Below are 23566 nucleotides of genomic sequence, written 5' to 3' on the forward strand. Positions count from 1 at the left end.
GTTTTCGCGGAAGATAACCATATCGGTCAGTTCTGGGTGCTTAACCGGGCTTGGGGTGCCCTGATAGTAACGAACCGGACGCAGACAGACGTACAGGTCCAGCTCCTGACGCAGTGCCACGTTCAGGGAACGGATACCGCCGCCAACTGGCGTCGTCAGTGGGCCTTTGATAGCAACGCGGTATTCGCGGATCAGGTCCAGCGTTTCAGCTGGCAGCCAGACGTCCTGGCCATAAACTTGAGTCGATTTCTCACCGGTGTAAATTTCCATCCAGGAAATTTTACGCTCGCCTTTGTAGGCTTTCTCAACAGCGGCATCAACCACCTTCAGCATTGCCGGGGTAACGTCTACACCGATACCGTCACCTTCGATGAACGGGATAATCGGATTGTGAGGAACGTTAATCTTGCCGTTTTGCAGGGTGATCTTTTTACCTTCCGCCGGAACAACTACTTTGCTTTCCATTAACCTCTCCTTCGAGCGCTTCTGGTTGTTACTGATCTTATGTTAATAAATTGTAATGAGCCCTTCGATAGTACCTGATTGTCCGACGCCATGAAAGGTCTTCGTTATTAGGCTATAATGCGGCAATTGATAACGCCTGAAAATACCATGAAGAAAACTTCTTTTACAAAACACCGGGTTGAGCGATTCAGCTCGCGACAAGCCGCCAGAAGACCGCAACAAACCCAGCCGAAGCGGGTGATTTTGTTCAATAAACCCTACGATGTTTTGCCGCAGTTTACCGACGAAGCCGGGCGCAGCACGTTGAAGGACTACATTCCTGTTCAGGGGGTCTACGCGGCCGGTCGTCTGGACCGTGACAGCGAAGGCCTGCTGGTCTTAACCAACGACGGTGCGCTGCAGGCGAAGCTCACCCAGCCCGGGAAACGCACCGGAAAAATTTACTTCGTCCAGGTGGAAGGCGAGCCGGATGACGAGACGCTGGAAACATTACGCAAAGGCGTCACGCTGAACGATGGCCCCACCCTGCCCGCAGGTATTGAGCGCGTGAATGAACCGGCGTGGCTGTGGCCGCGCAACCCGCCTATCCGCGAACGCAAATCGATTCCCACCAGCTGGCTCAAAATCACCCTTTATGAAGGCCGCAACCGTCAGGTTCGGCGCATGACCGCACACGTTGGCTTTCCGACCCTGCGCCTGATCCGCTACGCCATGGGCAACTACACGCTGGAAACGCTCGCCAACGGTGAATGGCGGGACGTTACCTCTTAAGGAGTCACTATGTTTAAACCTCATGTCACGGTTGCCTGTGTGGTCCACGCCCAGGGGAAATTCCTTGTGGTCGAAGAGAGCATTAACGGCAAAGCGCTGTGGAATCAGCCTGCCGGACACCTTGAAGCCAATGAGACCCTGCTGCAGGCGGCGAAACGCGAGCTGTGGGAAGAGACCGGTATTCACGCTGAGCCCCAGCATTTCATCCGTATGCACCAGTGGATTGCGCCCGACAGCACCCCGTTCCTGCGTTTTTTGTTTGCCGTTGAGCTTAGCGAAACGTGCGCCACGGAACCGCAGGATGACGATATCGACCGCTGCCTGTGGGTCACCGCCGACGAGATCCTGAACGCGCCAAACCTGCGCTCGCCGCTGGTTGCGGAAAGCATTCGCTGCTGGCAATCTGCCGGTCGCTTACCGCTGGATGTCATCGGCGCATTTAACTGGCCGTTTACAGAGGGTGTCAATGGTGGGGGGGCGTGATAGAATACGCCGCCTTGAAGTTCAATGTCGTGAGTATTCCATGTCAGATAACAGCCAGAAAAAAGTAATCGTCGGCATGTCCGGCGGTGTCGATTCCTCCGTTTCCGCCTACCTGTTACAGCAACAGGGCTATAAGGTGGAGGGCCTGTTCATGAAGAACTGGGAGGAAGATGATGGTGAGGAATACTGCACTGCCGCAGCGGATCTCGCCGATGCGCAGGCCGTGTGCGATAAGCTCGGCATTGAACTGCACACCGTTAACTTTGCCGCAGAATACTGGGACAACGTTTTTGAACTGTTCCTCGAAGAGTACAAAGCCGGACGTACGCCAAACCCGGATATTCTGTGCAACAAAGAGATCAAATTTAAAGCCTTCCTGGAATTCGCCGCAGAAGATCTGGGCGCAGACTACATTGCGACCGGTCACTACGTGCGTCGCGCAGATGTGAATGGCAAAAGCCAGCTGCTGCGCGGTCTGGACGGCAACAAAGATCAGAGCTACTTCCTCTATACGCTGAGCCACGAGCAAATCGCCCAGAGCCTGTTCCCGGTTGGCGAGCTGGAAAAGCCGCAGGTGCGTAAAATCGCGAAAGAGCTGGATCTGATCACCGCGAAGAAAAAAGATTCTACCGGCATCTGCTTCATCGGCGAGCGCAAGTTCCGCGACTTCCTCGGTCGTTACCTGCCGGCACAGCCGGGCAAAATTGTCACCGTCGATGGCGACGAAATTGGCCAGCACCAGGGGCTGATGTACCACACGCTCGGCCAGCGTAAAGGCCTGGGTATCGGCGGGACCAAAGAGGGTAGCGAAGATCCGTGGTACGTTGTCGACAAAGATGTCGAAAACAATATTCTGGTTGTGGCCCAGGGACACGACCATCCGCGTCTGATGTCTGTTGGCCTTATCGCGCAACAGCTGCACTGGGTCGCTCGTGAGCCGTTAAAAGGCACACTGCGCTGCACGGTGAAAACACGTTACCGTCAGACCGATATTCCCTGCACCGTGACTGCGCTTGATGACGATCGCATTGATGTGCGTTTCGACGAGCCGGTTGCCGCCGTCACCCCGGGTCAGTCTGCTGTCTTCTACAGCGGCGAAATCTGCCTGGGCGGCGGGATTATTGAACAGCGCCTGCCGCTGCCCGCTGTTTAACACGATTGCACACATAAAGGAGACCGTGTGGCGAAGAACTACTATGACATCACCCTGGCACTGGCGGGAATTTGCCAGTCAGCCCGTCTGGTGCAACAGCTGGCACATCAGGGTCATTGCGACGCTGATGCCCTGCACGTTTCACTCAATAGCGTTATCGACCTCAACCCCGGCTCTACCCTGGGTGTGTTCGGCGGCAGTGAAACCAATCTTCGTCTCGGTCTTGAAACCCTGCTTGGCGTGCTCAACGCCAGTAGCCGTCAGGGGTTAAACGCAGAGCTGACCCGCTACACGTTAAGCCTGATGGTGCTGGAGCGTAAACTGAGCGCGGCAAAAGGCGCGCTCAATACCCTGGGCGATCGGATTGCCGGGTTACAGCGTCAGCTCGACCATTTTGACCTGCAGTCCGACACGCTACTGAGCGCCATGGCCGGCATTTATGTCGACGTCATCAGCCCGCTCGGCCCGCGTATTCAGGTCACTGGCTCCCCTGCTGTGCTGCAAAGCCCACAGGTACAGGCAAAAGTACGCGCCTCCCTGCTGGCAGGGATCCGTGCCGCCGTGCTGTGGCACCAGGTTGGCGGTGGCCGCCTGCAGTTAATGTTTTCTCGTAATCGCCTGACCACTCAGGCAAAACAAATTCTTGCTCATTGTTAACCTCCCGGAGTTGCGAATTATGGAATTATCCTCACTGACCGCCGTATCCCCTGTCGATGGACGCTACGGCGATAAAGTCAGCGCGCTGCGCGGGATCTTCAGCGAATATGGTTTGCTGAAGTTCCGTGTTCAGGTTGAAGTACGCTGGCTGCAAAAGCTGGCCGCCCAGGCAGCAATCAAGGAAGTTCCTGCTTTTGACGCCCAGGCAAACGATTACCTTGATAAAATCGTGGCTGAGTTCAACGAAGAAGATGCTGCGCGCATTAAAACCATTGAGCGCACCACCAACCACGACGTAAAAGCGGTTGAGTATTTCCTGAAAGAGAAAGTGGAGAGTGTTCCTGCGCTGCACGCCGTGTCTGAGTTCATTCACTTCGCCTGTACCTCAGAAGACATCAACAACCTGTCCCACGCCCTGATGCTCTCCACCGCACGTAAAGAGGTGGTGCTGCCATACTGGCGTAAAATCATCGACGCGGTGAAAGCGCTGTCCGTGGAATACCGCGACATCCCTCTGCTTTCCCGTACCCACGGTCAGCCAGCTACCCCCTCCACAATGGGTAAAGAGATGGCGAACGTGGCGTACCGTATGGAGCGCCAGTATCGTCAGCTGGAGCAGGTTGAGATCCTCGGCAAAATCAACGGTGCTGTCGGTAACTATAACGCCCACATCGCCGCGTACCCGGAAGTGGACTGGCACCAGTTCAGCGAAGAGTTCGTGACCTCGCTGGGCATTCAGTGGAACCCGTACACCACCCAGATTGAGCCGCATGACTATATTGCGGAGCTGTTTGACTGCATCGCACGCTTCAACACCATTCTGATCGACTTCGATCGTGACGTGTGGGGCTACATCGCGCTGAACCACTTCAAACAGAAAACCATCGCCGGTGAAATCGGCTCGTCAACCATGCCGCACAAAGTGAACCCTATCGACTTCGAAAACTCCGAAGGCAACCTGGGTCTGGCGAATGCCGTACTGCAGCATATGGCCAGCAAACTGCCGGTATCCCGCTGGCAGCGCGACCTGACCGACTCCACCGTACTGCGTAACCTGGGCGTGGGCATTGGCTACGCGCTGATCGCTTACCAGTCCACCCTGAAAGGCGTGAGCAAACTGGAAGTGAACCGCGATCGTCTGCTGGACGAGCTGGATCACAACTGGGAAGTGCTGGCAGAGCCGATTCAGACCGTCATGCGTCGTTACGGCATCGAAAAACCGTACGAGAAACTGAAAGAGCTGACCCGCGGCAAACGCGTTGACGCCGAAGGCATGAAGCAGTTTATCGACGGTCTGGCCCTTCCAGAAGAAGAGAAAACGCGTCTGAAAGCGATGACCCCGGCGAACTACATTGGCCGCGCCATCACCATGGTCGACGAGCTGAAGTAATATCCCCTCCCCCCTTTCCGCCCGGAAAGGGGGTTGCTTTTCCCCGGTTTACTCAATGTTTATCCCCACAGCAACATAATCAGCGTTAAACTATTCATACTATTCATTCTGGGAGAAAAGATGATGCGCGTACTGGTTGTTGAGGATAACGCATTGCTACGTCATCACCTGAAGGTTCAGCTTCAGGAGATGGGACATCAGGTGGACGATGCTGAAGATGCAAAAGAAGCCGATTATTATCTCAATGAACACCTGCCGGATATCGCCATTGTCGATTTAGGGCTGCCCGATGAAGACGGCCTCTCGTTGATTCGTCGCTGGCGCAGCCATGATGTTTCCCTGCCGGTTCTGGTTCTGACCGCCCGTGAAGGCTGGCAGGATAAGGTCGAGGTGCTCAGCGCGGGAGCAGATGATTACGTTACCAAACCGTTTCATATTGAAGAGGTGGCGGCCCGCATGCAGGCCCTGCTACGCCGTAACAGCGGACTGGCTTCACAGGTTATCTCCATCCCGCCCTTCCAGGTTGACCTCTCCCGTCGGGAATTAGCGATCAACGATGAAGTGATCAAGCTAACCGCCTTCGAATACACCATTATGGAAACGCTGATCCGTAACAGCGGCAAGGTAGTGAGTAAAGATTCCTTAATGCTTCAGCTCTATCCTGATGCCGAACTGCGCGAGAGCCATACCATTGATGTGCTGATGGGACGTTTACGTAAGAAAATTCAGGCACAGTATCCGCAGGACGTCATTACTACCGTCCGTGGCCAGGGCTATCTGTTCGAATTACGCTAAATGAGACGGATCTTGCGCCATATTTTGCCCCTGTCGCTGCGGGTACGTTTTTTACTGGCAACGGCTGCCGTCGTGCTAGTGCTGTCGCTCTCCTACGGCATGGTCGCGCTGGTGGGTTACAGCGTCAGCTTCGATAAAACCACCTTTCGCCTGTTGCGTGGCGAAAGCAATTTGTTTTATACCCTGGCGAAGTGGGAAAACAACAAAATCACCGTCGAGATGCCGGAAAATCTCAACCAGCAGAGCCCCACGCTGGCCCTGATTTATAACGAAAAGGGCAAGCTACTCTGGGCGCAGCGTGATATCCCCTGGCTGGTCAAAAGCATTCGGCCGGAGTGGCTCAAAACCAACGGATTTCATGAAATTGAAGCCGATCTCAATACCACCAGCTCCCTGATCCGGGAAGATCGTTCCCTGCAGCAAAAGCTGAACGAGATCCGCGCCGATGATGCCGAAACCGAGATGACGCACTCCGTTGCGATTAATCTCTATCCGGCGACGCTGAACATGCCGCAGCTGACCATCGTGGTGATCGACACCATTCCGGTCGAGCTTAAGCGTTCCTATATGGTCTGGAGCTGGTTCGTCTATGTGCTTGCGGCGAATCTGCTGCTGGTGATCCCGCTGCTGTGGGTCGCGGCGTGGTGGAGCCTGCGGCCCATTGAGTCACTGGCGAAAGAGGTTCGCGAGCTGGAGGAACATCATCGCGAGAAGCTTAATCCGGAAACCACCCGTGAGCTCACCAGCCTGGTACGTAACCTCAACCGCCTGCTGAAAAGTGAACGCGAACGCTATGATAAGTACCGTACCACCCTGACCGACCTGACCCACAGCCTGAAAACGCCGCTGGCGGTCATGCAAAGTACTCTGCGTTCCATGCGCAGCTCAACGCTGAGCGTGGATGATGCCGAGCCGGTCATGCTGGAACAGATCAGCCGTATCTCCCAGCAAATTGGCTATTATCTGCATCGTGCCAGTATGCGTTCCGGAAGCGCGCTGCTGAGCCGCGAACTGCATCCCGTGGCTCCGCTTCTGGATAACCTCACTTCCGCCCTCAACAAGGTATATCAGCGTAAAGGGGTGAACATCAGCCTCGATATCTCGCCTGAGATAAGTTTTGTCGGTGAGAAAAATGATTTTATGGAAGTGATGGGCAACCTGCTGGATAACGCCTGCAAATACTGTCTGGAGTTCGTGGAAGTGTCTGCGCGTCAGACCGATAACGAACTGCATATTATCGTTGAGGATGATGGTCCGGGTATCCCGCGCAATAAACGCGATGTGGTGTTCGATCGCGGTCAACGCGCTGATACATTGCGTCCCGGCCAGGGGGTGGGACTCGCCGTGGCCCGGGAGATTGTTGATCAGTACGACGGAAAGATCGAAACCGGCGAAAGTTTGCTGGGCGGTGCCAGAATGGAGGTCATTTTTGGCCGTCAACAGCCTGCATCGAACGATAGTTAACCCGTTATGTGAAAAATGCGAGGATCTCGCAGCCGGGGGGCTGAGCTTCCGTTATAATCCGAGTCAGTAAGAGCCTGCGGAATAAAAAAATATGGATTATCACTTAACACTTAACTGGCCCGAGTTTATTGAACGCTACTGGCAAAAACGCCCGGTGGTTCTTAAACGCGGGTTCAGCAATTTTGTCGACCCTATCTCCCCTGATGAGCTGGCCGGTCTGGCTATGGAAAACGAAGTCGACAGCCGTCTGGTCAGCCACCAGGACGGGAAATGGCAGGTCAGCCACGGTCCTTTCGAAAGCTACGATCACCTCGGTGAAAACAACTGGTCGCTGCTGGTGCAGGCGGTCAACCACTGGCACGAGCCGACGGCCGCATTAATGCGTCCGTTCCGTGCCCTGCCCGACTGGCGCATGGACGATCTAATGATCTCCTTCTCGGTGCCGGGTGGCGGCGTGGGTCCGCATCTGGACCAGTACGACGTGTTTATTATTCAGGGGACGGGCCGCCGTCGCTGGCGCGTGGGCGAAAAAGTGCCCATGAAGCAGCACTGCCCGCATCCGGACCTGCTTCAGGTTGATCCGTTTGAAGGGATTATCGACGAAGAGCTGGAGCCGGGCGATATTCTCTACATTCCGCCAGGATTCCCTCATGAAGGTTATTCCCTGGAAAACTCACTTAACTATTCCGTCGGGTTCCGTGCCCCAAGCGGCCGCGAGATGATCAGCGGGTTTGCCGATTACGTTCTGCAACGCGAGCTGGGCAGCTATCGTTATAGCGATCCGGATGTGCCTGCGCGCGAGCATCCGGCAGACATCCTGCCTGCGGAGCTGGATAAGCTGCGCGGCATGATGCTGGATCTGATCAACGAGCCGAAACATTTCAGACAGTGGTTTGGTGAGTTTATCAGCCAGTCTCGTCATGAGCTGGACGTTGCGCCGCCAGAGCCGCCGTATCAGGCCGACGAGATTTATGATGCCCTTCAGCAGGGCGACAAGCTGGTACGTCTTGGCGGATTGCGCGTGCTGCGCATTGGTGAGGATGTCTTCGTCAACGGCGAGAAGCTGGACTCCCCACACCGTCCGGCGCTGGATGCCATTGCCAGCCATCTGGTGTTGACCGCCGAGACCTTTGGCGACGCCCTGGAGGATCCGTCCTTCCTCGCGATGCTGGCTGCGCTGGTCAACAGCGGGTACTGGTTCTTTGAGGACTGAGTCGCCTTAACGCCCGGTGGCGCTTCGCTTACCGGGCCTACGATCGTGGGTTTTGTAGGCCGGGTAAGGCGCAACCGCCACCCGGCATACATTTAGCAAAACGCGACTACCGCTTCGCGGTTAACTCCGCAATCCGCACAATCACCTTCACCGCTTTTTCCATCCCTTCCAGGGTGACGAACTCATGTTTACCGTGATAGTTGTAGCCACCGGTAAACAGGTTCGGGCACGGCAGTCCCATAAACGACAACTGAGAACCGTCGGTACCGCCACGAATCGGTTTTAATACCGGTTCAATATCGCAGTCACGCATGGCCTGCTGGGCAATATCAAGAATATGCGGATGGGCCATCACCTTCTCACGCATATTGTAATAACTGTCTTCGATGATGAGCTCGATATAGCAGTCAGGGTGTAAGCCCTTCCCGACCTTTTTGGCGATCTCCATCATCTTGCGCTTGCGCGCCTCAAAGGCTTTGCGATCAAAATCGCGGATGATGTAGTGCATCTGGGCGCTGTCCACGGTGCCTTTGATGCTGGTCAGGTGATAGAACCCTTCATACCCTTCCGTCTGTTCAGGGCTCTCATCCGCCGGGACTTCCGCATGAATTCTGGAGGCCAGCGACAGCGCGTTCACCATGACGCCTTTCGCCGAACCGGGGTGAACATTATTGCCGACAATTTTGATCGTCACGGACGCGGCGTTGAAGTTTTCATACTCCAGTTCACCAACACCGCCGCCATCGACGGTATACGCCCACTGCGCGTTGAAGGCTTCCACGTCGAAATGTTTTGCGCCTTTACCGACCTCTTCGTCCGGCGTAAAAGCCACCCGGATATCCCCGTGGGGGATGTTTTTTTCCTTCAGTACCGCCAGCGCCGTCATGATTTCCGCGATACCGGCCTTGTCATCCGCCCCCAGCAGCGTTTTCCCGTCGGTGGTGATCAGCGTCTGACCCAGCAGCTGGTGCAGCACCGGGAACATCACCGGGGAAAGTACCTCGTCACCGATCCCCAGCGCAATGTCGCCGCCACGGTAGTTTCAACAATCTGCGGGTTCACATGTTTACCGCTAAAATCCGGAGAGGTGTCGACATGGGAGATAAAGCCAATCGCGGGAATGTCACCCGGGACATTCGCCGGCAGCGTTGCCATCACAGTGCCTTTTTCGCTTAACGTGACGTTGACCAGCCCCATGGCGTCAAGCTGCTCTTTAAGCAGGTTTAATAGCTTCCACTGGCCTTCGGTGCTCGGCACCTGGCGGACACCCGGTTTAGATTGGGTATCCAGCGAAACGTACTGTAAAAAACGCTCAAGTAATTTATCCATGCAGTCACCCTCACTTTTTGTGACAACATTATCAATAAGCATCAAAACGCAAATATTGCGTCAGGTCACTTTTATCCCGCAAACGAGAATATTTTCCGTTTATATCGTTACACGTCAGTAAATGTAGCTTATGAATCAGTGACAATGATTGGCGATTGCGGGGGATTGCCGTAGAATGTCCGCCCTCATTACGAGTCACCAAGGTGGTTACACACAAACCCCGCTTCAGTCTGCTGCCTGAGGCGTCTATATGGGACAGCGCAAAAATTGAATACACAATCCCGTTCACGTGCGCCGCTGGTGCAACTGGAACGAATTCGTAAAAGTTTTGATGGTAAAGACGTTATTTCCGACCTCAATCTCACCATCAATGACGGTGAGTTTCTTACGCTGCTTGGCCCCTCTGGCTGCGGCAAAACCACTGTACTGCGCCTTATCGCCGGGCTGGAAAGCGTCGATAACGGTCAAATCCTTCTTGAAAACCAGGACATTACGCGGGTTCCCGCCGAAGATCGTCACGTCAACACGGTCTTTCAAAGCTATGCCCTGTTCCCGCACATGACGGTGTTTGAGAACGTGGCGTTTGGCCTGCGGATGCAAAAAACCCCGGCGAACGAGATAGAACCGCGCGTCACCGGCGCCCTGCGCATGGTGCAGCTTGAGACGTTTGCTAAGCGTAAACCGCATCAGCTTTCCGGTGGTCAGCAGCAGCGTGTAGCCATCGCCCGCGCCGTGGTCAATAAACCTCGCCTGCTTCTGCTGGATGAGTCCCTCTCGGCGCTGGATTACAAACTGCGCAAGCAGATGCAGAACGAACTTAAGGCCCTGCAGCGCAAGCTCGGCATTACCTTTGTCTTCGTCACTCACGACCAGGAAGAGGCGCTGACCATGTCCGACCGTATCGTGGTGATGCGTGACGGCAAAATCGAGCAGGACGGTACGCCGCGTGAAATTTACGAAGAGCCGAAGAACCTGTTTGTCGCAAGCTTCATTGGTGAGATCAATATCTTTAACGCCACGGTGATTGAACGTCTGGATGTCCAGCGCGTGCGGGCCAGCGTTGAAGGTCGCGAATGCAACATCACCGTAAATTTCCCCGTCGAGAAGGGGCAAAAGCTCAACGTTCTGCTGCGCCCGGAAGATCTGCGCGTTGACGAAATTCACGGCAACACCGAGGCCGAAGGGCTCATCGGCTATATCCGCGAACGCAACTACAAAGGGATGACGCTGGAATCCATCGTTGAACTGGAGAACGGCAAAATGGTGATGGTCAGTGAGTTCTTTAACGAGGACGACCCGGACTTCGACCACTCTCTCGACCAGAAAATGGTTATCAACTGGGTAGAAAGCTGGGAGGTTGTGCTGGCTGATGAAGAACACAAGTAAGTTCCAGAATGTGGTGATTGCCACGATCGTCGGTTGGCTTGTGTTGTTTGTCTTTTTACCCAACCTGATGATCATCGCCACCAGCTTCCTGACCCGCGATGACGCTAGCTTCGTTTCGCTGGTCTTTACGCTGGACAACTACGCGCGCCTGCTCGATCCGCTCTATTTTGACGTGCTGCTGCACTCGCTCAATATGGCGCTGATCGCCACGATTGCCTGCCTGGTGCTGGGTTATCCTTTCGCATGGTTCCTCGCGGGTCTGCCGCAAAAGGTGCGCCCGCTGCTGCTGTTTTTGCTGATTGTGCCGTTCTGGACCAACTCACTCATTCGCATCTACGGGCTGAAAATTTTCCTCAGTACCAAAGGCTATCTCAACGCGTTTCTGCTGTGGCTGGGGGTAATCGATACCCCGATCCGCATCATGTTTACGCCTGGCGCGGTCATTATCGGTCTGGTCTATATCCTGCTGCCGTTTATGGTGATGCCGCTCTACTCCAGTATTGAGAAGCTGGATAAACCGCTGCTGGAAGCGGCAAAAGATCTGGGGGCGAATAAGCTGCAGACTTTTATCCGCATTATCATCCCGCTGACGATGCCTGGTATTATCGCGGGTTGTCTGCTGGTGATGCTTCCGGCGATGGGTTTGTTCTACGTGTCTGACCTGATGGGCGGCGCGAAAAACCTGCTGATTGGTAATGTCATCAAGAGCCAGTTCCTGAATATTCGCGACTGGCCGTTCGGCTCCGCCACCAGCATAACGCTAACAGTGGTGATGGGTCTGATGCTGCTGGTCTACTGGCGCGCTTCACGACTGCTGAACAAGAAGGTGGAACTCGAATGATCGGTCGACTGCTTCGCGGCGGTTTTATGACCGCCATTTATGCATACCTGTATATCCCGATTATCATTTTGATCGTGAACTCATTTAACAGCTCGCGTTTTGGGATCAACTGGCAGGGCTTTACCACCGACTGGTACAGCCTGCTGATGAATAACGACAGCCTGCTGCAGGCCGCGCAGCACTCGCTGACGATGGCGATCTTCTCCGCCACCTTCGCCACGCTGATTGGTTCGCTCACCGCCGTGGCGTTGTATCGCTACCGATTCCGCGGAAAACCGTTCGTCAGCGGTATGCTGTTTGTGGTGATGATGTCCCCGGACATCGTGATGGCGATTTCGCTGCTGGTGCTGTTTATGCTTTTGGGCGTTCAGCTTGGCTTCTGGTCACTGCTGTTTTCACATATCACCTTCTGCCTGCCGTTTGTGGTGGTGACGGTCTTTGCACGCCTGAAAGGGTTCGACGTGCGTATGCTGGAGGCGGCGAAGGATCTGGGCGCCAGCGAGATGACTATCCTGCGCAAAATCATCCTGCCGCTGGCGATGCCTGCTGTTGCCGCGGGATGGCTGCTTAGCTTTACCCTGTCGATGGATGACGTGGTGGTCTCCTCCTTCGTGACCGGGCCGAGCTATGAAATTCTGCCGTTGAAAATTTATTCGATGGTGAAAGTCGGCGTTTCACCTGAGGTGAACGCGCTGGCGACCATTCTGCTGGTGTTTTCGCTGGTTCTGGTGATCGCCAGCCAGGTTATTGCTCGTGATAAAACAAAATCTCAGGGGACAATGAAATGAAAAAAATGCTCGCCGCTGCGGCGCTGGTGCTGGGCATGGGTGCCGCGCACGCTGATGACAGCAAAACGCTCTACTTCTATAACTGGACCGAGTATGTGCCGCCGGGACTGCTGGAGCAGTTTACGAAGGAGACGGGCATCAAGGTTATCTACTCGACCTACGAGTCGAATGAAACCATGTACGCCAAGCTGAAAACCTACAAGGACGGCGCGTACGATCTGGTCGTGCCTTCCACCTACTTTGTCGACAAAATGCGCAAAGAGGGCATGATTCAGAAGATCGATAAAACAAAGCTAACCAATTTTTCAAATCTCGATCCGGAGATGCTTAACAAACCGTTTGATCCCAATAACGACTACTCCATTCCGTATATCTGGGGTGCGACCGCGATTGGCGTGAACAGCGATGCCGTCGATCCGAAAACAGTGACAAGCTGGGCCGATCTGTGGAAACCAGAGTACAAAGGCAGCCTGTTGTTAACCGACGATGCGCGCGAAGTGTTCCAGGTGGCGCTGCGCAAGCTGGGCTATTCAGGCAACACGACGGATCCGAAAGAGATCGAAGCGGCGTATAACGAGCTGAAAAAGCTGATGCCTAACGTGGCGGCATTCAACTCTGATAACCCGGCAAACCCGTATATGGAAGGCGAAGTGAATCTGGGGATGGTCTGGAACGGCTCTGCCTTTGTCGCCCGTCAGGCCGGCACGCCGCTTGAGGTGGTCTGGCCGAAGGAAGGCGGGATCTTCTGGATGGATAGCCTCGCTATCCCGGCCAATGCGAAAAACGTGGACGGTGCGCTAAAGCTGATTAACTTCCTGCTGCGTCCGGACGTGGCGAAACAGGTTGCTGAGACGATTGGCTACCCAACGCCCAACCTGGCTGCGCGCAAGCTGCTGAAGCCAGAGGTGGCGAATGATAAATCGCTTTATCCGGATGCCCAGACCATCAGCAAAGGGGAGTGGCAGAATGATGTCGGCGACGCCAGCCGCCTCTATGAAGAGTATTACCAGAAATTAAAAGCGGGCCGATAAACGGTATCGCGTTCTTCCTCGCGCCGCCTGCACGGCGTGAGGAAGGATTAACTGACCGCATTCTCCCCTGCCCAGAGGGTCGCTTTTCTCATCGCCTCAACTACCGCCTCATCCGACAAACCCAGCGCCTCACGGACCGTGGCCGCCTCCTCCCATTGTTGCTGTTCGTAGTAACGGCAAAGCGTGACCATATCGGCTAACTGTCCCTCCTGATGGCACAACGCATTGCTCACATTCTGCGGCACCGCAATTTGCTTCATCAATTCTGCCATCGGCAGCTCAAGGAGGGTATCGAGCAGTGAAAACAAACCGCACATAAACGCATTTTCAGCCAGCGTCGGCTCGTTCATCGTCTCTGCGATCAGTTCGCAGAACTTCCCGCGCATCATACTCAAGGGGTAGAGCTCGCTGACGGTATCATTCCCTGCACTCGCCAGGACCACGACGGCAACAAACCGTCTTAGCTGGTTTTCTCCGAGGTATCTCAGCACCTCACTCAGCGTCAACTTACTGAAATTACAGGCACCGATATGTTTAAATGCGGTGTGTTTCATGTAGCGCATGATTTTCCAGGAGAGCGTCAGGTCGGTTTTAATCAACGACTCGATGATGCGAAAATCAGGTTTATTGCGACCCACTTCCATTTGCAGACGGAAAATCGCCAGCTGATTTTGCGACAACCGTTTATATTTAATGACCTCCGGACGGCAGAAAAAATAACCCTGAAACAGGGAAAATCCCTCTTCCCTGTATTGTTTGAATTCCTCTTTAGTCTCAATTTTTTCAGCGAGATATTTAATATGTCCGGTCAGATGTTTACGCTCTTTCAGATACGTTTTAATTTGCGCTAAGGTGTAATTTCTGACATCGAATTTCAGGATGGAAATATAAGGTAAAAAAGCATCCCATTCAGGTGCAAGGGTGAAATCATCAAGCGCAAACTGATAACCTTGCGCGTTCATCTCCTTAACGGCCTGCAAGAGTTCATCCCCCGGCACAGCATCCTCCAGGATCTCAATAACCACATGCTCTTTATCGAGCGCTTCACCACTGCGGTCAATGACCATGCGTGAAGGGAAGTTGATAAACGACGTATGTGTCCCGGCGATGCGCTGAGAAGGCACACATAAGAACTGGTCGGAAATCATTCTGGAGGTGGCATACTCCGCCGACACATCCGGAAAACGGTTTGTCATCCCGTCTCTGAAGAGCAGCTCATAGGCCACCGTTTTCATCTCTGGGTTAAAAATGGGTTGTCGCGCAATAAATCCGTACATATCCCATCCTCCTCTACAACTTAATATTTATTAGCATCCTCTTTCTACACGACTATAACGAGCATTATCGAGTGCTATTTTGATTTAATGCACAAAATAAAAGCATCCACACTAATTAACCGGGTTTAATATCCGGTGATTTAAATTAAATATACCCGGCGCTCTACAGAAAAAGGAGAAAATATCCGATAAGTCATATGTGCTTGCCCGACATGCACAACATTACGGGAGATGAGAATGAAAAACGCCATGGTCCGAAAACAAAAAATAAGCGTCAAGACGTTGATGCTATTGTCCATTTTCCTTACCGTGACGGTGGGCTTTACGGCAACGATCGGGTTTATGATGTGGCAGTGGATGGCACAGCAGGAAATTCTGGCCAAAAAACATATCCGTCAAATCGCCGAGGTACAGTCTTTGCAGGTTGGTAAACAGCTGGACGCCGCCCTGGCTGCCGCCCGGGACATGGGCAACAGCGCCCTGGCACTGCACGATGCGGGGATAGCCGATCGCCAGAGTCTCAACCAGTTGCTTATCCATTACCTCTCAGCTCATCCCCAGTTTCTTTCTATGTCGATGGCCTTTGAGCCCAACGCGTTCGACGATAAAGACACGACATTTGCCGGTCAAAGCGGTGAAGATCCTGCCGGGCGCTACGCCCACTATGTCGACCGCGACGCCACCGGCAAACCGGCATTGCACCTGCTGACGGATTTCGAAACGCCCGGCAGTGGGGATTACTATCTGCTGCCGAAGCAACGGCTTAAAGACGTGATCATCGAGCCCTATATTTACCCCTACAACGGCGTAGACGTGATGCTCACCTCAATTGCCGCGCCCATCATGCGTGACGGTCAGTTCCTGGGTTCGGTCACCTCTGACTTCTCCCTTGCCACCCTGCAAGCCATGATTGGGGCGATTAAACCGTGGAATGGCACCGGCTACGCCCTGCTCCTTTCAGCAGGTAACAAGGTGGTGTCCAGCCCGGACAAACGTGCTGCAGGCAAGCCTTACGCGGGCAAAATTGCCGGTCATGAGGTTATTCGGATAAACGATCCGCTGCTGAAAGAGGAGGTGTTTATCACCTGGCAGGCGATCGCCGTCGGTAACAGCCAGACGCCATGGAAACTCGCCATTGTCACGCCGGTCAGCGAAGTGATGGCCGAAGCGCGCGCATTTTTACTGAAAGCCATCGTCCTGATGGTGTTAAGCATCGTTGCGGTTAGCCTGGTGATGGCCCAAATCTTTACCCGTAAAGTTGACCGCCCGGTGGGGGGTGAACCTTCGGAGGCGGCCGGGATCGCCCTGGCTGTCGCCCGCGGGGATCTGAATAACACTATCCCGGTGCGTTCCGGGGATACCGAAAGTATTTTTTACGCTCTGCATACCATGCAGAGGCAGCTCAAGCGCATCGTTGACAATATCAGCGAAGCCAGCCATTCCGTCCACGGTGGCACCAGCGAAATTTCGGCGGGCAATCTTGACCTCGCCTCGCGTACCGAAGAGCAGGCAGCAGCTATTGTTGAAACGGCTGCCAGTATGGAAGAGATTTCGGTCACGGTGAAGAATAATGCCGACAATGCGCACAAGGCGACCACGCTGACCGATCGCGCCGCGACGCTCGCCGGACATGGCGAAACGCTGGTGAACGACGTGGTCGTTGTGATCGGGGAGATTGATGAGAGTGCACGTAAGATCGGTGAGATTAACAGCATCGTGGATGGTATCGCCTTCCAGACTAATATCCTGGCGCTGAATGCGGCCGTTGAAGCAGCACGGGCTGGAGAACAGGGACGCGGTTTTGCAGTGGTGGCAGGCGAAGTTCGTAATCTGGCTCAGCGAAGCGCTAACGCGGCAAAAGAGATCTCTCAGCTGATTGCCGAGTCCTCTGGTCGCGTCAGCAAAGGCGTCGCGCTGGTCAATGAAACCGGTGCGATGATGAAACAGGTGATTGAGGCGGTATCGCACGTGCATCTGGTCATCAACGATATTGTTCAGGCGCTGGACGAACAGAATCGGGGGATTAGCCAGGTCAGCACCGCCGTTAACCAGATGGACAGCACAACCCAGCAGAACGCCTCTCTGGTTCAGCAGATCTCTGCGGCGGCGCTGTCGCTGGATGAGCAGGCTAAATCGCTGGAGAAGACGCTGGCGTTCTTTCATTCATAAAAAATAAGGCACCCGCAGGACGGGTGCCTTTTCACGCGATTGCCGTTACAGCCCTTTCAACAGCTTGTCGACAAACGCCGGGACGACGGCACTGGCCAGGCCGTAGTGCTTCTCTTCAAACTCGCTGCCCACCTGGCTTGGCTCAAGGTTGAGTTCCACCGTATGCGCACCGTGCAGTCGCGCTTCGTGAACGAATCCCGCCGCCGGATAAACATGACCGGATGTGCCGATGGCGATAAATACGTCGGCCATCGCCAGCGCGCTGTAGATCTCATCCATGCCCAGCGGCATCTCGCCAAACCAGACGACATGCGGACGCAGGCGTGACGGGAACTGGCAGCAGTGGCATTTATCCTCTGGCAGCACGTCCTCTTTCCAGTCCAGCACCTGACCGCTCCATGCGCAGCGAACTTTGAGCAGCTCACCGTGCATATGGATGATGTTCCTGTTACCGGCCCGCTCATGCAGGTTATCGATATTCTGCGTCACCAGCAGAAAACGATCGCCCAGCGTCTCCTCCAGCTTTGCCAGCGCCAGATGCGCCGCATTCGGGGCAATCTCTGGCTGGAGAAGCTGGCGACGGCGGGCGTTGTAAAACGCCTGCACGAGGTCCGGATCGCGGGCAAAACCTTCCGGCGTGGCCACATCCTCCACGCGGTGCTCTTCCCACAACCCATCCGCCGCACGGAAGGTTCGAATTCCTGACTCTGCGGAGATCCCCGCTCCGGTCAGCACCACCACTCTGGGTTTATCCATCGCTTCTGGCATTATTCTGTCTCTGAAAAAGATCCGCTGGCGCAAGCGCTCACGTAAGCGGCGTTTGTTTTTGCGAAAACGGCTGAGTCGACCCTGGCGACGCGACAGCATAGAAACCTCGTAAACTAATCGGTGAGATGAAGGAATGCGGCTCCGCGCATGCCTCCTGCGTCCCCGTGTCGCGCACGTTCGATACGCGGCACGCGGGCAACCGGCAATAAATGTCGGGGCAAACGCCCGGACAACCGTTCCGTAATCGCGGTAAAGTTTGAAAGCCCTCCCCCAATCACCAGCAGATCCGGGTCGACGATGGTGAGAATATTTCCCAGACATACCGCCAGCAGATCCAGATAGCGCTCGACGTGCTCACGCGCCTGCGCATCCCCTTGCCCCCACAGGCTAATGATTTGAGGGGCCTCAAGTTTCTGATGATAGAAGTGTTCGTAAAGCCATGCAAACCCGCGACCTGACAGGTAGTTCTCAATACAGCCGTGCTGACCACAGCCGCAGCGGGTTAACGGAAAATCACGGCCCACCACCTCCAGCGCGTCCACCGGCAGGCGGATATGACCAAACTCGCCGGTGATGTAACTGCGGCCAGTGATGGGCTTCCCATTGATGACAATCCCCCCGCCCACGCCGGTACCGAGGATCAGCCCCATCACCAGCGGATAGCGACGGAATTCATCATCCCAGGCTTCAGAGAGCGCAAAGCAGTTGGCATCGTTGTCTAAACGCACGTCGCGTTCAAGAAGAGCGGAGAGATCGGCGCGCAGCGGTTTGCCGCTGGCGGCAGGCACATTGGCGGCATACAGCGTGCCGTCGTCGGTTTCGGGCATCCCCGGAATACCAATGCCAACGCTGCCTTTCACGCCAAAGCGTTCATCGGCCTGGGCCACCAGCGCGGCAATGGCGGTTAAAAATTCGTCGTAGCTGTCGCGCGGCGTGGGAACGCGGGTTTCCCACTGCAGTTTGAGGTCTTTATCAAATACGCCGAGCGCAATCTTGGTGCCGCCAATATCAAATCCGTAATACATAACGCATTCCTCTTTTAACCTGGCGGCCTGAAAGCCGCTAGATCATGACGAAATTACTGGCCACTTAATACCCTCGCCGGATCAATTCGGCTTGCGCGACGCGCCGGGTACCAGCTTGCCAGCAGACTCAGTAAAAGTGCTGTAACCAGCACATAAAAAACGTCCAGCCAGTGCAGTTCAGACGGCAGGAAGTCAATAAAATAGATATCACCCGACAGGAACTGGTGACCAATCAGCTTTTCTATGCCATTGATAATTGGCGTCAGCTGCAGGGAAACTACCACGCCAATCACCACGCCGCACACGCTGCCGAGCAGCCCCGCCAGCAAACCGTACCAGACAAAAATGGCGCGAATAAGACCGTCTTTTGCCCCCAGGGTACGCAGCACGGCAATGTCACCGCTCTTGTCTTTGACCGCCATCACCAGCGTCGAGACGATATTAAAACACGCCACCCCAATCACCAGCACCATCGCCAGATACATGATGGCGCGGATCATCTGGATATCACGGTACATATAACCGTACGTGCCGATCCAGCTCTTGATGTAGACATAGTTATTGGTCACGCTGCCCGCATCGCGCACCAGTTTGTTGGCGTTAAAGACGTCGTTAACCTTGATGGCAATGCCCGTCACGCTGTTGCCCATATCGAGATACTGCCGCGCATCCTCCATCGGCACCATTGCAAAGCTATGGTCAAGCTGGCCGCTCAGCTGAAGAATACCGGTGACGTGCAGGCGCACGCGTTTAGGCTGCTGCAATTTATGATCGGCGCTGGCGTTCGGGATCATGATCGACACCCAGTCTCCCTGCTTCACCTTCAGGGCATCGGCAACGCCTTTACCCATGATGATCTGCTGCTCGCCAGCCTTGAAGTTGGCCCACGCGCCGTTCTGCACATAGTTCGGCAGCGCACTGAGACGCGCTTCCTGAGCGGGATTGACCCCTTTCACCTGAATGGCGCGCAGGTTTACCCCGCTCTCCACCAGCCCGGTAAAGTTAATGTAGGGCGCAGCCGCGGCAATGCCCGGCACTTTTTCAACTTTGGTGAGCGCATCGTTCCAGTTTGTCCATGGCTGGTTAACCGGCTCGATCTCCCCGTGCGGCACAACCGCCAGAATGCGATTATTCAGCTCGCGCTCAAAGCCGTTCATGGCGCTCAGGCCCACAATCAGCACTGCCACGCCCAGCGCAATACCGATGGTCGAGATAACGGAGATCAGCGACACCATGCCGCCACGACGGCGACCGCGGCTAAAACGTAAACCGATGAGTAACGATAACGGTGACGCCATTACTCTGCTCCCATCAGGGTCAGTTCCGCGTTCAGATGGCCGTCGCGCATCTCAAGCTGACGCCCCATGCGTTTTGCCAGCTGCAGGTCATGGGTGACCACCAGAAACGCAGTGCCCTGCGAGGCGTTCAGCTCGCCCAGTAGCTGGAAAATACTGTCGGCGTTACGCGCATCGAGGTTACCGGTAGGCTCATCCGCCAGCACCAGACGCGGGTTGTTCACCAGCGCACGGGCAATGGCTACACGCTGACGCTCACCGCCGGAGAGCTCCGACGGACGGTGGTTACCGCGATGGCCCAGCCCTACCGCTTTCAGCATGTCGCTGGCACGGGCATTAATTTCTGCCGGTTTCTTTTTACCAATCAGCAGCGGCATCGCCACGTTTTCCAGCGCCGTAAAATCCGGCAGCAGGTGGTGGAACTGGTAGATAAAGCCCAGCTCGCGGTTACGCAGGTCCGCTTTCGCCGTGGAAGACATCTTGCTCATCGGCTGGCCGGAGAAAATCACGTCGCCGCTGGTGGGCGTGTCCAGCCCGCCCAGCAGATGTAATAAGGTACTTTTACCGGAGCCGGAGCTGCCGACAATCGCCATCATCTCGCCTTCACCCACGCTGAAGCTCACATTGTGCAACACGTCAGTCTGCACAGAGCCTTCCTGATAGCGTTTGGACAGGTTGTCGCATTGCAACAGGATCTTATTCATAACGTAAAGCCTCAGCGGGTTGAGTGGCGGCAGCGCGCCAGGAAGGATAAAGCGTAGAAAGCAGCGCAATGGCCATCGCGGCCAGCGCAATACCGATCACCTGCAGCGGCTCGATAGCCACCGGCAGCGCCGCGCCATCGAGCAATGCACCAATGATCGGCATTAAATTATTTAGCTGACTGGCAAGCAGCGCACCCAGCACGGCACCGAGCAGCGCGCCGATGATCCCGGCGCTGGCACCCTGCACCATAAAGACCGCCATGATCTGGCGCGGCGTGAGTCCCTGGGTTTGCAGAATGGCGACTTCGCCCTGCTTTTCCATCACCATCAGCCCCAGCGAGGTGATGATGTTAAAGGCAGCCACGGCCACGATCAGGCTCAGCAGCAGCCCCATCATGTTTTTTTCCATGCGCACGGCCTGGAACAGCTCGCCCTTGCGCTCGCGCCAGTCCTGCCATTTCGTGCCGTCCGGCAGCTTTTGCTGGCTGAGGGTATCGACTTTCAGCGGCGCGTCGAGCCACAGACGCCAGCCGGTGATATTCCCGGCCGGGTAGCGCATCAGGCGTGACGCGTCCTGGATGTTAACCAGCATCTGATAACCATCGACTTCACTGTTGGCCGCAAAAGTGCCAACCACGGTGAACAGGCGCTGGCTTGGCAGGCGCCCCATCGGCGTAAACTGGCTGGCCGAAGGCACCATCACGCGCAGCTGGTCGCCGCGGTTGACGCCGAGCTGGCCAGCAAGCTGTTCACCGAGAATCACGTTGTATTTTCCCGCTTGCAGATCGGTCTGCTTCACGTTAACCAGATATGGCGTCAGCGGATCGTTTTGCGCCGGGTCAATCCCCAGCATCACGCCGACCGCCACGCTGCGGGCGCTTTGCAGCACCACGTCGCCGGTCGTCAGTGGCGCAACGCGCGTGACACCCTGTAACTTCGCCGCGCTTTCCGGCAGCTGTTGTGGGTTAACCGAACCGTGAGTGGATGAGAGAACGGCCTGCGGCATCAGCCCCAGGATGTTGTTTTGCAGCTCGCGCTCAAAGCCATTCATGACGGAAAGCACCGTCACCAGTGCCATCACGCCAAGCGTAATGCCAATAGTCGAAAGCCAGGAGACAAAGCGACCGAAGCGGTCCGCGGCGCGCCCACGCATGTAGCGTAAGCCTATGAAGAGTGCGACAGGTTGATACATGAAGTCCGTCTGTTTGCTGATAGCAGACCCACGAGTATATAAGCGAATCCGTTAAGCGTAAATGACTGAAACCGTAAGCTTTGGTAATCATTTTTCCGAAAAATTCAGATAAATCAGGGTACTAATGGCTGAAACCGCACCTCGCAACCTCCACCTTTTCCGAAAAACCTCCTGATACAGACTGTTACCCATTACATCCCGGTTCCGTTTTTGAACAATTGCTCGTTCGTTTATGGCAATAAGGTAGCTGCGAACAATGAAGCAAAAAGCATTATGGATTAACCAGATAAAAGGGCTGTGTATCTGCCTGGTGGTTATCTATCATTCGGTCATCACGTTTTATCCGCACCTGAACGGGCTGCAACACCCGCTCTCCGGGCTTCTCGCCAAATGCTGGATCTACTTTAACCTTTATCTCGCACCGTTCCGTATGCCGGTCTTCTTCTTTATTTCCGGCTATCTGATTCGTCGTTATATTGACGAGGTAGACTGGCGGACCAGTCTCGACAAACGCATCTGGAGTATCGTCTGGGTGCTGGCCCTGTGGGGCATCCTGCAGTGGCAGGCGCTGAGCCACCTGAATGCCTGGCTGGCGCCGGAGCGTGAGCTTGCCACCTCATCGAACGCGGCCTACGCCGACTCGCTCTCAGGATTTGTTCTGGGGATGCTCACCGCCAGTACCAGCCTGTGGTATCTGTACGCCCTGGTAGTCTATTTCACGCTGTGTAAACTGCTCAGCCGCTGGAAGCTGCCGGTGCTGGGACTGCTGGCGCTGGCGAGCATCGCGATTAACTTCCTGCCGCTGCCGTGGTGGGGGATGAACAGCGTGGTACGCAATATGGTCTACTACAGCCTCGGGGCGTGGTATGGCGCTGAGCTAATGGCATGGATGAAAAATCTAAGCCTGCGCCGCACCTGGCTGGCAACTGGCGCTTTCGCTGCTGTCGCCGTGGTACTGTGGTTTGCTAATGTTCCGCTGCTGCTCTCATTGTTGTCGATTGTGCTGATCATGAAGCTGTTCTACAGCCTGGAGCAGCGCTATGCCGTTCAACCGAATAACCTGCTGAACGTGATTGGCTCTAACACCATTGCGATTTATACCACCCATCGCATCCTCATTGAGGCCTTCAGCCTGGTCCTGATTGGCGAAATGAATGCCGCATACTGGCCGGTCTGGGCAGAGCTTTCCCTGATTCTGGTCTACCCGTTTGCCAGCCTGCTTATCTGTACCCTGGCCGGGCTTGGGGTGCGTAAACTCTCTACCGCCCTGTTTGGGGACATTTTCTTCTCCCCGCCCTCAACGCTCACGCTGTCACCAACCACCCGTTAATCCCCTTTCCGCCCCCGTCTCGGGGGCGTACAGCCCCACC

Annotated in this window: 21 protein-coding genes and 1 pseudogene; 14 read left to right on the forward strand and 8 right to left on the reverse strand. The window is 55.2% G+C overall.

The window, feature by feature from the left end; translation table 11 throughout:
• Window positions 1–465 (reverse strand): isocitrate/isopropylmalate family dehydrogenase (locus tag LDK53_RS01845; RefSeq protein WP_263643417.1); only part of this gene is annotated, 465 nt, incomplete at its 3' end.
• A 117-nt stretch (window positions 466–582) separates the two neighbouring features.
• Here LDK53_RS01845 and rluE point away from each other — a divergent pair.
• The 8 genes from rluE (at window position 583) to LDK53_RS01885 (ending at window position 8391) form a co-directional block, all read left to right on the forward strand.
• Window positions 583–1236, forward strand: coding sequence for a 23S rRNA pseudouridine(2457) synthase RluE (rluE, locus tag LDK53_RS01850; protein WP_045284970.1), 654 nt, complete (start codon window positions 583–585; stop codon window positions 1234–1236).
• 9 nt (window positions 1237–1245) lie between these two features.
• Window positions 1246–1719: an NUDIX hydrolase gene (locus tag LDK53_RS01855; RefSeq protein WP_059385735.1), complete on the forward strand. Its 474-nt coding sequence runs from the start codon at window positions 1246–1248 to the stop codon at window positions 1717–1719.
• 40 nt (window positions 1720–1759) lie between these two features.
• Window positions 1760–2872, forward strand: coding sequence for a tRNA 2-thiouridine(34) synthase MnmA (gene mnmA, locus LDK53_RS01860; RefSeq protein ID WP_225283799.1), 1113 nt, complete (start codon window positions 1760–1762; stop codon window positions 2870–2872).
• 27 nt (window positions 2873–2899) lie between these two features.
• A complete protein-coding gene (gene hflD, locus LDK53_RS01865; protein ID WP_008500756.1) occupies window positions 2900–3529 on the forward strand; it encodes a high frequency lysogenization protein HflD in 630 nt (209 codons plus the stop codon).
• 19 nt (window positions 3530–3548) lie between these two features.
• Complete coding sequence (purB, locus tag LDK53_RS01870; RefSeq protein ID WP_047958292.1) at window positions 3549–4919, forward strand: adenylosuccinate lyase; 1371 nt, start codon at window positions 3549–3551, stop codon at window positions 4917–4919.
• A gap of 123 nt (window positions 4920–5042) precedes the next feature.
• The gene (gene phoP / locus LDK53_RS01875; protein ID WP_045285019.1) at window positions 5043–5714 is read left to right on the forward strand and encodes a two-component system response regulator PhoP; all 672 of its coding nucleotides are present in this window, start codon (window positions 5043–5045) and stop codon (window positions 5712–5714) included.
• Entirely contained in the window at window positions 5715–7178 is a 1464-nt protein-coding gene (phoQ, locus tag LDK53_RS01880; RefSeq protein ID WP_025758178.1) for a two-component system sensor histidine kinase PhoQ, read from the forward strand.
• Window positions 7179–7269: 91 nt separating this feature from the next.
• Entirely contained in the window at window positions 7270–8391 is a 1122-nt protein-coding gene (locus LDK53_RS01885; protein ID WP_225283801.1) for a cupin domain-containing protein, read from the forward strand.
• 106 nt (window positions 8392–8497) lie between these two features.
• On the opposite strand, the pseudogene pepT reads toward LDK53_RS01885, so the two are convergent.
• A pseudogene (gene pepT / locus LDK53_RS01890) lies at window positions 8498–9720 on the reverse strand (peptidase T).
• 237 nt (window positions 9721–9957) lie between these two features.
• Here pepT and potA point away from each other — a divergent pair.
• From potA to potD, 4 genes are read left to right on the forward strand one after another with little or no spacing between them, the layout of a single operon-like run.
• Window positions 9958–11106 (forward strand): spermidine/putrescine ABC transporter ATP-binding protein PotA, encoded by a 1149-nt coding sequence (gene potA / locus LDK53_RS01895; RefSeq protein ID WP_225283944.1) that lies wholly within the window; start codon window positions 9958–9960, stop codon window positions 11104–11106.
• Complete coding sequence (gene potB / locus LDK53_RS01900) at window positions 11090–11947, forward strand: spermidine/putrescine ABC transporter permease PotB (RefSeq protein WP_045284977.1); 858 nt, start codon at window positions 11090–11092, stop codon at window positions 11945–11947. The genes potA and potB overlap by 17 nt, the downstream gene beginning before the upstream one ends.
• Window positions 11944–12735, forward strand: coding sequence for a spermidine/putrescine ABC transporter permease PotC (potC, locus tag LDK53_RS01905; RefSeq protein ID WP_008500765.1), 792 nt, complete (start codon window positions 11944–11946; stop codon window positions 12733–12735). Before potB ends, potC begins: the two co-directional genes overlap by 4 nt.
• Window positions 12732–13766 (forward strand): spermidine/putrescine ABC transporter substrate-binding protein PotD, encoded by a 1035-nt coding sequence (gene potD, locus LDK53_RS01910; RefSeq protein ID WP_047958288.1) that lies wholly within the window; start codon window positions 12732–12734, stop codon window positions 13764–13766. Before potC ends, potD begins: the two co-directional genes overlap by 4 nt.
• A gap of 47 nt (window positions 13767–13813) precedes the next feature.
• On the opposite strand, the gene LDK53_RS01915 is transcribed toward potD, so the two are convergent.
• Window positions 13814–15043, reverse strand: coding sequence for an EAL and HDOD domain-containing protein (locus tag LDK53_RS01915; protein ID WP_045284979.1), 1230 nt, complete (start codon window positions 15041–15043; stop codon window positions 13814–13816).
• A gap of 237 nt (window positions 15044–15280) precedes the next feature.
• Between LDK53_RS01915 and LDK53_RS01920 the strand changes: the two genes are divergently transcribed.
• Entirely contained in the window at window positions 15281–17212 is a 1932-nt protein-coding gene (locus LDK53_RS01920; RefSeq protein WP_225283803.1) for a methyl-accepting chemotaxis protein, read from the forward strand.
• A gap of 45 nt (window positions 17213–17257) precedes the next feature.
• Here LDK53_RS01920 and cobB read toward each other — a convergent pair whose 3' ends face one another.
• From cobB to lolC, 5 genes are read right to left on the reverse strand one after another with little or no spacing between them, the layout of a single operon-like run.
• Window positions 17258–18079 (reverse strand): Sir2 family NAD+-dependent deacetylase, encoded by an 822-nt coding sequence (gene cobB, locus LDK53_RS01925; protein ID WP_225283805.1) that lies wholly within the window; start codon window positions 18077–18079, stop codon window positions 17258–17260.
• 14 nt (window positions 18080–18093) lie between these two features.
• The gene (gene nagK / locus LDK53_RS01930; protein ID WP_225283807.1) at window positions 18094–19005 is read right to left on the reverse strand and encodes an N-acetylglucosamine kinase; all 912 of its coding nucleotides are present in this window, start codon (window positions 19003–19005) and stop codon (window positions 18094–18096) included.
• 53 nt (window positions 19006–19058) lie between these two features.
• Window positions 19059–20303 carry a lipoprotein-releasing ABC transporter permease subunit LolE gene (gene lolE / locus LDK53_RS01935; RefSeq protein ID WP_225283809.1) on the reverse strand — a complete coding sequence of 415 codons (1245 nt, stop codon included), beginning with the start codon at window positions 20301–20303 and terminating at the stop codon, window positions 19059–19061.
• Window positions 20303–21004, reverse strand: coding sequence for a lipoprotein-releasing ABC transporter ATP-binding protein LolD (gene lolD, locus LDK53_RS01940; RefSeq protein WP_225283810.1), 702 nt, complete (start codon window positions 21002–21004; stop codon window positions 20303–20305). The genes lolE and lolD overlap by 1 nt, the downstream gene beginning before the upstream one ends.
• Entirely contained in the window at window positions 20997–22196 is a 1200-nt protein-coding gene (lolC, locus tag LDK53_RS01945; protein ID WP_025758165.1) for a lipoprotein-releasing ABC transporter permease subunit LolC, read from the reverse strand. Before lolC ends, lolD begins: the two co-directional genes overlap by 8 nt.
• Before the next feature lie 256 nt (window positions 22197–22452).
• Here lolC and LDK53_RS01950 point away from each other — a divergent pair, with 256 nt between their 5' ends.
• A complete protein-coding gene (locus tag LDK53_RS01950) occupies window positions 22453–23526 on the forward strand; it encodes an acyltransferase family protein (protein WP_095449539.1) in 1074 nt (357 codons plus the stop codon).
• The last annotated feature ends 40 nt before the right edge of the window (window positions 23527–23566 follow it).

It is taken from the genome of Enterobacter sp. K16B (genome assembly GCF_020216105.1).
Lineage (GTDB): Bacteria > Pseudomonadota > Gammaproteobacteria > Enterobacterales > Enterobacteriaceae > Enterobacter > Enterobacter sichuanensis.